A 14,062-nucleotide genomic window follows, 5' to 3' on the forward strand; every position below is an offset into this window, starting at 1 on the left:
ATAAAGTGTTTTGTAACATTTTTTCTGATAATCAGTCTTTTAATAATAATGGTATAGTTATATCTTTACATGAACCAGTTGTCTGCTTTCAGCCGTTAGCTATCAGACTAAATATTACAGAAAAAAGATACATAATATATATATTATAAATCAACACAGTTTGACGCCCCTGCATACCGCTTGTTTGCTAAAAGCGTACGAGTCTGATTGCTGAAAGCTGATTACCGAAAGCTAAAATAACATGAAACACGCCAGAATACTAATTATTGACGATGATCCTGATGTATTAACGGCAGTCAAATTGCTGTTAAAAAGAGAAGTCAGTGAAGTGATTGCAGATAAAAACCCCGAGAATATTCCTGCCATCCTGTCGAGACAGCCTATTGATTTGGTACTACTTGATATGAACTTCAAGAGTGCTATCAATACCGGTAATGAAGGGTTGTATTGGTTAAATCGGGTTAAGTCGCTCCGTCCGGAGCTGCCTGTTATAATGATCACCGCCTATGGTGCTATTGATTTAGCGGTTACATCATTAAAGCAGGGAGCTACCGATTTCATCGTAAAGCCATGGCAGAATGAACATTTGCTACAAGTAATCGGAGATATCTTAAATAAAAAACCGGGCAAAAAGAAGTCGGAAACACCACAAGTTGCGCAAAGTGACATTATAGGTGAATCGGAAGTAATGAAAAACCTGATGCATAAAATCACGAAAATTGCACCAACAGATGCCAATATTCTTATCCTGGGTGAAAATGGAACAGGGAAAGATGTGATTGCAGACATGATACATCGTGAGTCTAGGCGGGTTTTAATGCCTTATGTAAAAGTTGATGTTGGCGCTTTGACGGATACACTCTTTGAAAGTGAACTTTTTGGCCATAAAAAGGGCGCTTTTACAGATGCAAGGGAAGATCGCGTAGGACGCTTCGAAGCAGCTGATAAAGGGACTTTATTTTTAGATGAAATCGGAAACATTTCTTTACAGCAGCAGGCAAAATTATTAAGTGTGCTTCAAAATAGACAAGTTATTCCACTGGGAAGTAATACACCAATTCCTGTTGATATACGTTTATTGTGTGCTACTAATGTGCCGCTAGTGGCATTGGCTAACGAAAGTCGCTTCCGAAAAGACTTAATCTACCGCATCAATACCGTGGAAGTGCAAGTACCCCCTTTGCGGGAAAGGGGAAACGACATCTTACTTTTGGCTCGCCATTTTATGAAAAAGTATGCTTCTAAATATGCAAAGCAGTTTCCCGACTTGGATAAACGTGCAGAAGACAAGCTTCTAAATTATCATTATCCGGGGAATGTTCGCGAGTTACAGTATAGCATTGAGCGGGCAATTATTATGTCAGACGGTGAGACATTAAACGCAGAAGACATTATATTCTCTCCAATTGAGCAGGCCGGCGGCCAGGCAAAAATAGAGCATGATGCCTATAATTTAAGTGAAATGGAGAAAAATGCGATCATGAAGGTAATCGAAAAACACAATGGTAACATTAGCAAAGCCTCGCAGGAATTAGGACTAACACGTACGGCTCTTTATAGAAGATTAAGCAAGTATAATATCTAATGAACCGTTTGCGTCTTTTAATTACGTTTAGAGCGTTTTTACTTTTTCTTATCATTGGTCTGTTATGCTGGTTGCTTCTTACCGGTTATTACCTTTATGCATTGCTGGTTCTTCCGGTGTCCTTGTGGATGCTTAGTTTAAACTTTCGTTCGCAATTGCGCGCCTATAGAGAACTGGAAGAATTCGCAGAAGCGGCCCGCTATCGCGACTTTACCCGCTTCTTTCCCCTTCAGAATGCCGGACCTGAAATCAGGCCACTTCGTGGTGCTTTTAATGAGATTAATGGTGTATTCAAAAAAATAAGTAGTGAACGCGAAACCCAATACCAATACCTGCAAACTATTTTAGAAGTAGTAAACACCGCCATCCTTTCTTATGATGAGCGAACAGGAAAAGTCGTTTGGATGAATGAGGCTTTTAAAGAATTATTTAATATCCCTTATATCTCCGTTATTGAAGGATTGAACAAGCGTAATCCTGACCTATATCGGAAAGTAACGGAAGTGTCGTCAGATAAAGCGGACGTTTTTACGGTACCAACGCCAAAAGGCGTACTCAAACTTCAGTTTTCTACAAGTAGTTTTCAAACACCGGAAGGACATTATCGGTTATTAGCTTTCCAAAATATTAATGAGGCGTTAGATGAAACTGAATCGAGGGCTTGGCAAAAATTGTTAAGTGTTTTAACGCATGAGATCATGAATTCGATTGCGCCAATATCTTCCCTTGCTGATACCTTGAAAAACCGATTAGAAACGTTACCAAACAGCGAAGAGCTTGATGATATACGCTTAGGTACCGAAACGATTAAAAGAAGAAGCGAGGGTTTGCTGAAATTTGCAAGTACTTATAGAAGCCTCAACAAAATTGCTCAGCCGGAATTAACAACCGTTTATGCCTCGGATTTGTTCGAAAACCTTTATCAATTAATGGAACCTTCGCTTATTCAGAAAAATATTGAACTGGACATCATCCTGAAGGATCCCATCCTCCAATTATCCTTAGACGTCAATTTAATAGAACAGGTACTTATCAATTTGTTGTTAAATGCTATGGAGGCAGTAAAGGATATAGAGAAACCTTATATTAGCCTCTCCGCGCTAGCAAATAACGGTAGTCCACAGATTAAGGTGATGGATAATGGAAAGGGGATACCTAAAGATTTGCTGGAAAGCATTTTTGTTCCTTTCTTTACTACCCGTAAAAGCGGAAGTGGCGTTGGTTTAACACTCAGCAAACAGATTATGCTCATGCATAAGGGAAACATTAGCGTCCACTCGGAGGAAGGGAAAGGAAGTGTGTTTACATTGCAGTTTTAGTCGGCTGTCGGCTATGAGCAGTCAGTAATCGGATAAAATTAAACAATGAAAATCGGCTGTCGCTGAAAGCTGATGGCCGAAAACTGAAGGCAAAAAAATGAAAATACTCGTAGTTTGTTTGGGGAATATTTGTAGATCTCCACTAGCTCATGGAATATTAGCCCATTTAGCGAAAGAAAAAGGATTAGATTGGGAGATTGATTCGGCAGGAACGGGAGACTGGCATGTTGGAGAATGTCCGGATAGGAGATCGATAGCCATTGCAAAAAAATATGGCGTCGACATCAGCGGGCAGCGGGCTCGCCAATTTAATCGGATTGATTTTGAATGTTACGATAAGATTTTGGTGATGGATCGGAATAATCTGCGTGATGTATTGGCGATGGCTCATTCGCCGGCCGATCGCGCAAAAGTAAGCCTCTTCTTAGAAAATGATATTGTGCAGGATCCGTACTATGATAACAACCTGTTTGATCCGGTCTATAAGATAATTGCAGCGCGTTGCGAAACCTTGCTAAAGGAGTTAGCCAGCTAACTTTCTAACACCACGAGTCGATCTCCTTTTAAAACCGGGATCGTATTCAGCAGATCAACCTGTAAGCAAAAGTCAATATCTTTTTGGATCCCTAAGTGCTGTAATCGTTTACTATGGGCACTTTGAGCAAGAAAGTCGGCCAGGTCGTTTGCCGCGGCTAGATACAGATTTTCAGCAGCAATGGCTGCGTCATCTCCTTTTTGATGGCTATCCTTCAGTTTGTTTATAACCGCACCGGCAAAGACCGTGTCTTCTAAGTTAAAATTATCTTTCCACCCGGCACATACTAATAGGACAGGATCATCTTGTCGCCGTAACCAGTTACAAAGCGCGGTAAGATTCAAAAAAGATCCGATGACAACATTTTTGGCTTCTCGTGATAAGTGAATAGCCTTTGTACCGTTGGTAGTAGTCAATACAATGGTTCTGCCGTTGACTTTCTCGCTAACATAAGAAAACGGAGAATTGCCGAAATCAAAACCATCTACTACTTCACCATTTCGCTCGGCAGCAAGTAAATATCCATGGTCTTTATAAATAGCGCAAGTAGATACTTCCGCCACAGGAATAATCCCTTCAGCTCCGTTGGCCAATCCGTAGCACATAGAGGTAGTAGCTCTAAAAATATCGATCACCACCACAATGCTATTTCTGATGTCGTGTAAATGAATGAGCGCAGGGCTCAAGCAAACGTTTATTTCCTTAGTTTGGTCAAGCAAAATATAAATGTTTTTTTCGGATGATGTAAATGACAGCTTATTTAATAAAAGGGGGCTTACTTACCACAGCCTTTACTTTTTTATCTCTTATTTTGACGTAAATTTCAGTTCCTTCTTTGCTATATTCCTTACTTAGATAACCTAATCCGATTGATTTTTGAAGCGTTGGAGATTGGGTGCCGGAAGTAACATGCCCAATTGGTTGGTCGTTTTCATTAACAAGTTCGTAGCCATGTCTTGGAATGCCGCGCTCAATCATTTCAAATCCAACTAATTTACGCTGTATTCCTTCTTCTTTTTGTTTTTTTAAGTTTTCAGCATTTACAAAGTCCTTTGTAAATTTGGTTACCCATCCCAAACCCGCTTCGAGTGGTGAAGTGGTATCATCGATATCATTTCCATATAAACAGAAACCCATTTCAAGACGTAGCGTATCGCGTGCCCCTAAACCAATTGGCTTGATTCCAAAAGGCTTACCGGCGTTCATAATAGCCTCCCACACTTCTTTCGCATGTTCATTGTCAACATAAATTTCGAATCCTCCGGCACCGGTATATCCTGTAGCGGAAATTAACACATTATCTATGCCGGCAAATACACCTTTTTTAAAGGTATAATATTCCATTTCTCCCAAATCTAGGCTTGTTAGGCTCTGCAATGCTTCTGTCGCTTTAGGGCCTTGTACTGCGAACAGGGAAGTTTTATCAGAAATGTCTTTCATTTCAACACCAAAGGTGTTGTATTTTGAAATCCAGTCCCAATCCTTTTGTATATTAGAGGCATTTACGACGAGTAAATACGTTTTTGCGTCTATACGATAAACCAGAAAATCATCGACAATACCTCCTGTTTCGTTGGGTATACAGGCATATTGAATTTTCCCATCAAAAAGCTTTGACGCATCATTGGAACTTATTTTCTGTACTAATTCCAATGCTCTTTCTCCTTTTAATATGAACTCGCCCATATGGCTTACATCGAACACGCCTACACCGGTACGAACCGTTTGATGTTCATCATTGATACCCGTATATTGTACGGGCATGTTGTAGCCTGCAAAGGGTACCATCTTAGCACCGAGCGCTATGTGTAAATCCGTGAGGGCGGTAGTTTTCATGTTAGAACAAATTAAAAAATCAAAAAATGCTGCGCAAACTTATACAAAATAAGGGTACTTGCAAAAACTTGTTTTGTTATGCAGGGATTTAGCTTTAAAAAAAGAACTTTTTTCTTAATCAGCTTTTTCTTGATAAAAAGCTGACCAAAACCGAAGAACGAAGTGATGAGTTCATGAACACTTTTGAAAGTAAACAAGAGTGAATAAATCAAGGCTATGGATGCTACCTTGCACCTGATGGCAAAGCATCACTGGCGCGGATTGGAGCCGTTTCACTTCTTCAATCCGCTTGGGTACTACAATATGAACATATGTACAAATGCTTTGCTGCTCGTTGCGTCGGTATCCTCCAAGGCCATTCTTCTCACGCACAGGGCTGTATTTAGGGCTGAAAATAAATACGTTCGGTTAAGAGTAAAATCCCTACGTTCTGCTAAAGTATCGCCTAGGAAATTTGCGGTTTGCACGTTGATGCACTACCTCTTGTAGCAAAGTTCCAAGCGATGAGTCTTTGGTTACTTTTTTCATCATTTGTTAGTTTTCAATGGCATTCAAGCTACTTCGTGGTCTGCGGAAGAAAGTGACAAAAAAAGGTTCTTTTAATATAAACACCTTCATCTATATGTTAAAGACGAAATCAACCAACTGGAGTTCATCGAAGGTAACGCCTGTTTTGTTATGAAGGCGCTCCATAAGCAATTAAACAAAAGAAAGACTTAACTGAGGATCTGTAATCCTGAAGGTTTTACGATGGTGTGGGGTTAAGCCATACTTCAGAACGGCATCCCGATGCCTTTTTGTGGGGTAGCCCTTGTTTTTTAACCAGTCGTATTCAGGATGCTCGTTGGCTAAATTGTCCATATAATCATCGCGATAGGTTTTTGCCAAAATGGAAGCGGCGGCTATTGAAAGATACTTTCCATCACCTTTTATAACACACTGATGGGGAATATTTTGGTATCTTCTGAAACGATTTCCATCAACTAGAATATATTCGGCCTGCATTTTCAATGCATCTAAAGCTCGATGCATCGCAAGAAAAGAAGCGTTTAATATATTGATCTGATCAATTTCTTCCGCGCTCGCACTCGCAACAGCAAAAGCAAGGGCTTCATTTTCTATCATTTCCCTCAAATCATAGCGCTGAGCTGCGGATAATATTTTCGAATCATTCAGAATACCGTGCTTAAATGAGGAAGAAAAAATAACGGCTGCAGCGAAAACCGGGCCCGCCAGGCAACCTCTTCCAGCTTCATCGCATCCAGCTTCAATTAATTCATTTTGAAAGGTAGATAACAGCATGTCTATGATACAATATTGATGGGGCACAAATGAAGCAAAGATAAGAATTTTTCTAGCTATTAGATGTTAGCTGTTAGTGCATAAATTTGTGAAGGCGCTTGATTGGCTAGTGCCTAACGCCTAAAGGCTAATAGCTAGATTCTATATATTTTTTATGTTACAATTAAACCAAAAAAATGTGAACCAGTCAAAAAGCTGCTTTACTATACAAAAAAACATGGGATTTCAGAAGACAAACTTGTTGATCTGTACTTGTCTGTTGTTAAGTTTCTGTTCCGTATACGCGCAGAAGAAGAAATCCATAGTTCCTACGGCGATTGACTTTAGATCCGATATTCAGATAGATGGGGATTTATCGGAATGGGGAGACAGCTTGCGGAATTATTATGAGAAGCAAGACCTCCAATATGAGATAGCAAATGACGAGAAGCAGATATATGTGGCAATGCGTGTGAAAGATGGCAGTTGGCAGACGCAAGCCTTGCACCAAGGGTTTAGCTTCCTCGTAAATAAGGAGGGAAAGAAGAAGGAAGGGGCTTCGATTATTTTTCCAATTCCCGATCGTGAGTCTTTGAGAAGCTTGGCATCAAAAGATAAGGACGAGAAACCGGCCGATATACGGGAGGGGATTTTGAAAGCAGTACGAGCCATTTTCATTGTCGGAATGGCGGATGTCGTGGATGGCCCCATCTCACTGGAAAATAACTATGGTATTAAAGCGACTGTGAAAATTGACAGTTCGGACGCGGTATGTTATGAGGCAGTTATTCCCTTCGAACGAATAGGATTGGAACAGGAAAGAGATAAGGAGGTAGCATTTAACATAAAAATAAATGGCATTATCATGCGTACAGTAGGAGGTGGGCAACCAATGGGACGATATGGTTATGGTGGATATGGATATTACGGTACTCAACCAAGTAGAAAGGAGACACAGCAAGAACCTGGGACGTGGATTATCTTACCACTCGCTAAACCCAAATAAAATAGTCGTACAGATACTAAATATACAATCATTAATTAAATGTGCTTAAAAAAAATCAACCAAATTGTTAGAAGTATTTTTCTTCTCTCCCTCTTCGGAATAAGTCTTTGTTCTTTTCAAGCGCAAGCACAGACAGGTAAAGTAGTTAACGGTGTGCTCAGGGATAGTACAGGGCTGAGTGTGATTGCTGCCTCCGTTAAACTGATGTCGCCGCAGGATACGCTTCAGGTGAGCAGCGACGTTGATGGAAAATTTAGCTTTAAAAATGTAAAGGCAAGCAGTTTCAATTTGCTGATTACCAGTTTGGGTTTTAGACCATTTAACAGAAGTTTTTCCTTCAATGGACAGCATTCGCTTGATTTACCCCCATTAGTTATGTCGTTCGAATCGAAACTTTTAGAGGTAGTAAATGTAACAGGAGGTACTTTAGTAACGATGAAAGAAGACACGGTGGAATACAATGCAAAAGATTACCGGGTGCGGCCAAACGCAATGACGGAAGAACTTATAAAGAAACTGGATGGAGTAGAAGTGGATAAAGATGGTAACGTGCAAGCGCAGGGTGAAAGTGTCACGCGGGTTAGAATTAATGGAAAAGACTTCTTTGGCGGGGATGTGAAAACAGCAACAAAAAATTTACCGGCTGATATCATTGAGAAAATACAAATCGTGGATGATTATGGCGATCAGGCAAATCTAACCGGTAATAGAACAGGAGAGCCCGAGAAAATATTGAATATAACGATAGCGGAAGAAAACAATAACGGTAATTTCGGGCAGTTTGGTGCAGGGATGGGCACGAAGCCGGCGGGAGATAATGGATATCGATATCAGCTGGGAGGTATGTACAATTCATTTACCGGGTCACGCCAATTTTCTGTCTTGGTCAATGCAAATAATAATAACAACCAAGCTTTTGATTTCAATGCAAGAGGCAGTGGAGCCAGAAGGATGCCCGGAGGGGGAGGAAGAAGAATGGGAGGCGGTTTTGGCGGTCCGGGAGGTTTTGGTGGAGGAAGCAACGGCTTAACCGATTCGTATTCAGCGGGCTTCAACTATAGAAAAGATTTTAATGATAAATGGACTACCTATGGCAACTATAGCTACAATCATAGTGATAATAACGTAATCAGTGCCAATTCCATTCAAGACTTTTTTCTTGATACAACGATTTTAAGAAACACCAATGCTACCAGTAATGCGATCAGTAATAATCATCGATTCGACTGGAATGTAGAATATAAACCGAATGATAAATTATTTATCAAACTTTCGCCTACATTTAGCATTGGCAACAATAATACAGGAAGTTATGAATTTACCTATCAAAGTATAAATGATACACTTTCTAATAAAATCGAAAATATAAACCATGATAAATCCTTTACACCAAATTATGGTGGTAGTGGCTTATTGAACTACAAGATAAACGATAGGGGTAGGAATATCTTTTTTAATTTTTCGCTAAATTCAGCCAGAACAGAGCAAGACCTGGATAGAATTATCAATAATATTACTTTCAGCAGGGACTTAGACAGCGCTGCTATTTACCAAAGGCAGTTGGTAGATTTGAATAATAAGGGGTTCAATGGGGGTACGTCCGTCTCGTATATTGAACCGCTTACTGACAAGAGCAATTTAGAGTTTAGTTACGATTTTAATTTCGCAACTTACGATAACGATCGGCAAGCGAACTCAATGGACGTGGAAGGAAATAGCATACCCAACCCATCCTTAAGCAATTTTTACGCGTATACCTTTTCAACTCATCGTGCCGGAGTTACCTATCGCTATAGAACAGATAAGTTCGTTTATCAATTAGGGGCTACCGTTTTACCTACCAGGCTAACAGGACATACAACCTTGGCTGGTCAAGATTTATCGTTCGGACGAAACGGCTTTTACTTTGTTCCGGTAGCTCGTTTTGAATACAAAGCTTCACGAACCCGCTCATTAAATGTGGAATATCGGGGGAATGCAAGCGAGCCGACCTTCTCGCAATTACAACCAATAACGGATGTTTCAAATCCAAATTTTCCTACGACGGGTAATCCTAATCTAGCTGCGGAGTTCAACCACACGCTAAATCTACGTTACCGTAACTTTGATTTCAAATCGGGTAATATTTTCTTCGCCGTATTGAATGCGAATGTTATCGAAGATAAAATTACGACTAATCGTATTACAACGATGGACGATAGTTTAGGAGTCGTTCAGGAAACGAGATACCTAAATACTGGCGGGAATTATAATGCCCGCGGTTTTTATCACTATGCGAAACCCTTTAATAATCGTAAGTATGTAGTTTCCTTAAGAGGATCCGCCAATTTCAATAATAACATATCCTATGCAAATTCTGTGGAGAATGAGGCTAAGAATTGGGTATTAAATCAAGGGCTCAATGTGCAGATCAACCCTAAAGACTGGCTGGAAATTCGACCGGGAATAGACTTTACCTATAACACCACAAAAAACAGTTTACAGAATCGGAGCAATCAGAATATAACGACTTGGGCCGCCTCTATGTATGGTAATATTTATATCACACCCACCTTATTATGGAACTTTGATGTAGCTAAAACGAGTAACAATGGCTATGAAGGTAATGTTCAGGCCAATCCTTTAATTATCAATACGTTTATTGAGAAACAATTCTTTAAAAACAAAAACGGAATGTTGCGCCTGCAAGCCTTCGATTTGTTAAACGAACAGGTGAGTATATCGAGGTCTGTTACCGAAAATAGAATTTCGGATAGCAGAACAAATCGACTCGCTCGTTATTTTATGCTATCTTTTACGTATCGCTTTCAAAAATTTGCAGGTAGAACGGGAGCTATGCCAGATGATAATGGCCCTGGACGTTGGGAAAGAGGTGGTCGGTCTATGAGTGGACCAGGGGGAAGGCCGGGTGGATTTTAATATACCCACAATTTTATCTAAGTTTGTCCACCACAATGGATCATCACATCATTCATTTATCGAACGGTATCCGCGTTCTTTTGAAGCCTGCAGATACGGTTGTATCCCATGCCTGTATTTTAGTCAACGCAGGAACACGCGATGAACGTCCTGAACAATACGGAATGGCTCACTTTATCGAGCACTTGTTGTTTAAACGCACGGAAAGACGAAATACAAATCAGATTCTGAATCGCCTTGAGCTCGTAGGGGCAGACCTTAATGCATACACAACCAAGGAATATACGTGCGTGCACGCATCCTTTTTAAAGGAACATTTGTCGCGCGTACTAGATCTTTTTGAAGATATTATTTTCCACTCCGTGTTTCCTGAATCAGAGATGGAAAAAGAGAAAAGCGTAATCCTGGACGAAATAGCATCTTACCAAGACAGCCCTGAGGACGCTATCGCAGACGATTTTGAAGATATGTTGTTCGATCAGCATGCTTTGGGCCATAATATCTTAGGAACCAGCGAATCACTGAAGGCGATAACCAGACAGGATATTTTCCAATTCTTGAAAGAAAATTATTGTACTGATCAAATTGTTTTAGCAATAACCGGGCAATATGATTGGAAGAAAATAAAAAAATTAACAGAAGGCATATTAAGCAATATTCCCGCAAATCTTTCTGCACGGGAGAGAAATATGACAATTAATTATAAGCCAATACAACGAAAAATTGTGAAACCAATTGTACAGGCGCACGTGAGTTTAGGAAATGTAGCCTATTCTTTACACGATGATCGTAAGGTTGGCTTAATGGTATTAAACAATTTGCTCGGCGGAATGGGAATGAGTTCTAGGTTGAATCTCCAAATCCGTGAAAAATATGGAATAGCTTACACCATTGAATCCAATTATACACCATACACGGATACCGGAATATTTTCCATTTACTATGGTACAGATGGAGACAAGGCCCATCAGGCTCAAAGGCTAGTCAATAAAGAGCTTAAAAAGCTACGCGATACCAAACTGGGAAGCTTACAACTCCATCAGGCTAAGCAAAAGTTTATCGGCCAGATTGCTTTAGGGGAGGAGAATCGGATGGGAGTGCTTATTTCGATGGCAAAAAATTTGCTAGACTATGGCAAGGTAAACACGCTGGAAGAAGTAGTAGAGCAAATAAATAGGGTGAGTGCGGAAGAGCTTCTGGCAATTGCAAATGAAGTATTCGAAGACGCAAAACTTAGTGAGCTCGACTTTATCCCGGAGCAGGAATAGCTATATAGTGGCCTTTTACGTTTTGACTTTTGACTTTTTAATTTTTACTTTGCAACATGAAGTTACCCATAGTAGCATACGGAGATCCGGTATTAAAACGAAAAGCTATCGATATAGATAAAGATTATCCTGAACTGGAGAATCTAATAGCAAATATGTTCGAAACGATGTATGCTGCCCATGGTGTTGGTATAGCTGCACCGCAAGTCGGGCTTTCTATCCGACTCTTTGTCGTGGATGCGTCTCCTTTTGCAGAAGATGATGCCCCTGAATTGAAAGATTTTAAAAAAGTGTTCATAAATGCGCATATCGAAGAAGAAGAGGGAGAGAAGTGGGAGTTCAATGAAGGTTGCTTAAGTATCCCTGATATTAGAGAAGATGTAAGTAGGCACTCCATTATACATATAAGGTATTTTGATGAAAATTGGGTAGAACACCGTGAAAAATATGATGGCCTTGCCGCCAGGGTTATTCAGCACGAGTACGACCATATTGAAGGTAAACTGTTCACTGATAGATTAAGCGTATTGCGTAAGGCGATGTTGAAGTCTAAACTGGACGCCATTTCAAAGGGCCATGTAAAAGTGGATTACAAAATGAAGTTTCCTGCTCTTAAAAAGAAACGCTAAACTTATCCGCCAATGATGGGCAAAGAAAGTTTGTAGCGTACAGAAATGATTCGGATAATAAAAATAAGCGAAGCACTTAGGAAAGCATTGAGGTTGTCGTCCATACCAAAACTTGATAAGACAATAAATGAAATAGCGCCCGATAGACAGGCGGTGGCATAAATTTCCCGCCTAAAGATAAGTGGTGTTTCATTCATTAAAGTGTCGCGCGTTACCCCACCCATTACCGCGGAAAACATACCCAATACAATAGCTGCGATCTCGCTGCTGTCTGCAGCAAGTGATTTCTGCAGACCGACAATGGTAAAAAAGCTGATACCCAAGGCATCAAACATAAACAAGGTCCTTCTCAGTTTACCAAGGTATCGGTGCGTTGTGATGGCGATAATAACACCAATCAAAATAGCTAGAAGGTAGTTTCCGTCATCTACCCAAACGGGGCGTGTGTTCAAGAAAATATCCCGTAAACTACCGCCGCCAATAGCAGTGACAAAACCGGTAAAGGCAGCACCAAAGATATCTATCTTGTGATCAGCTGCCGTCATCGCTCCGGAAATAGCAAAGACTAATGCACCGATTAAGTCTATCTGATAAAGTAAGTCCACAAAGGCTATGTTTCTTTATTACTAAACTAGCTTTTAAATACTAAGTTTGCAATAGCTGATAATAGCTTTTCGCCGGAATTACTTTTGCTCCCATGGATCGGAGATGCTCGCTTTCGATCTGGCAGTCTATGAGTTCAAACCGATTGGAGGTGCAAAGTTCAATTAAGGCTAACTTACTGGCATTCGGTGCTAATGAAAACATGCTTTCGCCGCAAAAAACATGGTTTCTTTTTCCGCAGATAACCCCATATAAGCCGCCTACTAATTGTTCCTTTTTCCACACTTCCACTGACATGGCAAAGCCCTCTTGGTGCAAGTTAATATAGGCCGTTTGCATATCTTCCGTAATCCAGGTTCCCTGTTGGCCCTTTCTGGGGCTCAATGCACAGTGACGAATAACCTGTGCGAAAGCTGAATTATAAGTAATCCGATAGCTATTGCTGCGCAGTTCCTTACGCATGCTTTTGCTGATTCTTAAATCTTGTGGCAATAGTATAAAACGATTGGGGGGTGCATACCATAATATAGGTGTGCTTTCATCATACCAAGGGAAGATCCCTTGTGCATAAGCACATCGAAGGCGTTCTGTTTTAAGGTCGCCTCCGATTGCAAGTAAGCCATCCTCCTCGGCTAATAAGGGATCCGGAAACCAAAAATCCTCCTCGTTAAGTTGAAAAAGCATGTTTAGCTAATAGCTGGCCTAATCCTCTTGTCTCGGTTCTTTACTTATTTTTTCAAAAAGCTTATCCATCCGTTCCACATATTCGTTTGTATCATCTACAAAAAATTCAAGTTGAGGAACAATGCGAGCTTGGTTCTTAATACGACCTCCTAATTTATATCGGATTTCACCGGCATGACTTTTTATGTTCGCAATCGCCTCTTGCACGTTTTTCGCATTGAGGAAACTCAGGTAGATGCGAGCAATGGCCAAGTCGGGTGTCACCCTTACTCGTGTCACTGTCACCAGTGTATCAGGAGCCCATACCATCCCTTCCCTTTGAAATATATCAGCCAAATCTTGCTGGATTACACTAGCAAAACGTTGTTGTCTTTTACTCTCTGTTGATGCCATGTTT

The 14,062-nt window shown here is 40.5% G+C and carries 13 protein-coding genes; 7 read left to right on the top strand and 6 right to left on the bottom strand.

Going from position 1 to position 14,062, the window contains the following annotated elements:
- Window positions 1–241: 241 nt before the first annotated feature.
- The 3 genes from E0E36_RS03405 (at window position 242) to E0E36_RS03415 (ending at window position 3,439) form a co-directional block, all read left to right on the top strand.
- Window positions 242–1,585 (top strand): sigma-54-dependent transcriptional regulator, encoded by a 1,344-nt coding sequence (locus tag E0E36_RS03405; protein ID WP_130854730.1) that lies wholly within the window; start codon window positions 242–244, stop codon window positions 1,583–1,585.
- Window positions 1,585–2,904, top strand: coding sequence for a sensor histidine kinase (locus E0E36_RS03410; RefSeq protein WP_130854731.1), 1,320 nt, complete (start codon window positions 1,585–1,587; stop codon window positions 2,902–2,904). Before E0E36_RS03405 ends, E0E36_RS03410 begins: the two co-directional genes overlap by 1 nt.
- A gap of 97 nt (window positions 2,905–3,001) precedes the next feature.
- Window positions 3,002–3,439, top strand: a complete 438-nt coding sequence (locus E0E36_RS03415; RefSeq protein ID WP_130854732.1) for a low molecular weight protein-tyrosine-phosphatase — start codon at window positions 3,002–3,004, stop codon at window positions 3,437–3,439.
- Here E0E36_RS03415 and E0E36_RS03420 read toward each other — a convergent pair.
- From E0E36_RS03420 to E0E36_RS03430, 3 genes are all read right to left on the bottom strand, one after another.
- On the bottom strand, window positions 3,436–4,158 hold the full coding sequence (locus E0E36_RS03420) for a 2-phosphosulfolactate phosphatase (RefSeq protein ID WP_013664466.1): 723 nt from the start codon (window positions 4,156–4,158) through the stop codon (window positions 3,436–3,438). The genes E0E36_RS03415 and E0E36_RS03420 overlap by 4 nt on opposite strands.
- A 37-nt stretch (window positions 4,159–4,195) precedes the next feature.
- A complete protein-coding gene (gcvT, locus tag E0E36_RS03425; protein WP_130854733.1) occupies window positions 4,196–5,275 on the bottom strand; it encodes a glycine cleavage system aminomethyltransferase GcvT in 1,080 nt (359 codons plus the stop codon).
- A gap of 699 nt (window positions 5,276–5,974) precedes the next feature.
- Window positions 5,975–6,577 carry a ribonuclease HII gene (locus E0E36_RS03430; RefSeq protein ID WP_130854734.1) on the bottom strand — a complete coding sequence of 201 codons (603 nt, stop codon included), beginning with the start codon at window positions 6,575–6,577 and terminating at the stop codon, window positions 5,975–5,977.
- Window positions 6,578–6,794: 217 nt separating this feature from the next.
- On the opposite strand from E0E36_RS03430, the gene E0E36_RS03435 reads away from it, so the two are divergent.
- Genes E0E36_RS03435 through def form a run of 4 tightly spaced genes read left to right on the top strand, consistent with a single transcriptional unit; the run spans window position 6,795 to window position 12,378 of the window.
- On the top strand, window positions 6,795–7,562 hold the full coding sequence (locus E0E36_RS03435; RefSeq protein ID WP_130854735.1) for a hypothetical protein: 768 nt from the start codon (window positions 6,795–6,797) through the stop codon (window positions 7,560–7,562).
- Window positions 7,563–7,601: 39 nt separating this feature from the next.
- Entirely contained in the window at window positions 7,602–10,481 is a 2,880-nt protein-coding gene (locus tag E0E36_RS03440) for an outer membrane beta-barrel protein (RefSeq protein ID WP_130854736.1), read from the top strand.
- 35 nt (window positions 10,482–10,516) lie between these two features.
- Entirely contained in the window at window positions 10,517–11,749 is a 1,233-nt protein-coding gene (locus E0E36_RS03445) for a M16 family metallopeptidase (RefSeq protein WP_130854737.1), read from the top strand.
- Between the two features lie 56 nt (window positions 11,750–11,805).
- Window positions 11,806–12,378, top strand: coding sequence for a peptide deformylase (gene def / locus E0E36_RS03450; RefSeq protein WP_013664460.1), 573 nt, complete (start codon window positions 11,806–11,808; stop codon window positions 12,376–12,378).
- 2 nt (window positions 12,379–12,380) lie between these two features.
- Here the strand turns inward: def and E0E36_RS03455 are convergent, their stop codons facing one another.
- Genes E0E36_RS03455 through rbfA form a run of 3 tightly spaced genes read right to left on the bottom strand, consistent with a single transcriptional unit; the run spans window position 12,381 to window position 14,058 of the window.
- Window positions 12,381–12,983 carry a trimeric intracellular cation channel family protein gene (locus E0E36_RS03455; RefSeq protein ID WP_013664459.1) on the bottom strand — a complete coding sequence of 201 codons (603 nt, stop codon included), beginning with the start codon at window positions 12,981–12,983 and terminating at the stop codon, window positions 12,381–12,383.
- 40 nt (window positions 12,984–13,023) lie between these two features.
- A complete protein-coding gene (aat, locus tag E0E36_RS03460) occupies window positions 13,024–13,665 on the bottom strand; it encodes a leucyl/phenylalanyl-tRNA--protein transferase (protein ID WP_130854738.1) in 642 nt (213 codons plus the stop codon).
- An 18-nt stretch (window positions 13,666–13,683) separates the two neighbouring features.
- Window positions 13,684–14,058 carry a 30S ribosome-binding factor RbfA gene (gene rbfA, locus E0E36_RS03465; protein WP_130854739.1) on the bottom strand — a complete coding sequence of 125 codons (375 nt, stop codon included), beginning with the start codon at window positions 14,056–14,058 and terminating at the stop codon, window positions 13,684–13,686.
- Window positions 14,059–14,062 lie beyond the last annotated feature (4 nt).

This window comes from Olivibacter jilunii (assembly GCF_900607235.1).
Classification (GTDB): domain Bacteria; phylum Bacteroidota; class Bacteroidia; order Sphingobacteriales; family Sphingobacteriaceae; genus Olivibacter; species Olivibacter oleidegradans.

Bases quoted from the DNA above. Each gene is read 5' to 3' on its own strand.
- E0E36_RS03405 (WP_130854730.1), top strand. From the start codon at position 242: ATGAAACACGCCAGAATACTAATTATTGACGATGATCCTGATGTATTA.
- aat (WP_130854738.1), bottom strand. From the start codon at position 13,665: ATGCTTTTTCAACTTAACGAGGAGGATTTTTGGTTTCCGGATCCCTTA.
- E0E36_RS03415 (WP_130854732.1), top strand. From the start codon at position 3,002: ATGAAAATACTCGTAGTTTGTTTGGGGAATATTTGTAGATCTCCACTA.
- E0E36_RS03410 (WP_130854731.1), top strand. From the start codon at position 1,585: ATGAACCGTTTGCGTCTTTTAATTACGTTTAGAGCGTTTTTACTTTTT.
- rbfA (WP_130854739.1), bottom strand. From the start codon at position 14,058: ATGGCATCAACAGAGAGTAAAAGACAACAACGTTTTGCTAGTGTAATC.
- E0E36_RS03445 (WP_130854737.1), top strand. From the start codon at position 10,517: ATGGATCATCACATCATTCATTTATCGAACGGTATCCGCGTTCTTTTG.
- def (WP_013664460.1), top strand. From the start codon at position 11,806: ATGAAGTTACCCATAGTAGCATACGGAGATCCGGTATTAAAACGAAAA.
- E0E36_RS03435 (WP_130854735.1), top strand. From the start codon at position 6,795: ATGGGATTTCAGAAGACAAACTTGTTGATCTGTACTTGTCTGTTGTTA.
- gcvT (WP_130854733.1), bottom strand. From the start codon at position 5,275: ATGAAAACTACCGCCCTCACGGATTTACACATAGCGCTCGGTGCTAAG.
- E0E36_RS03440 (WP_130854736.1), top strand. From the start codon at position 7,602: ATGTGCTTAAAAAAAATCAACCAAATTGTTAGAAGTATTTTTCTTCTC.
- E0E36_RS03430 (WP_130854734.1), bottom strand. From the start codon at position 6,577: ATGCTGTTATCTACCTTTCAAAATGAATTAATTGAAGCTGGATGCGAT.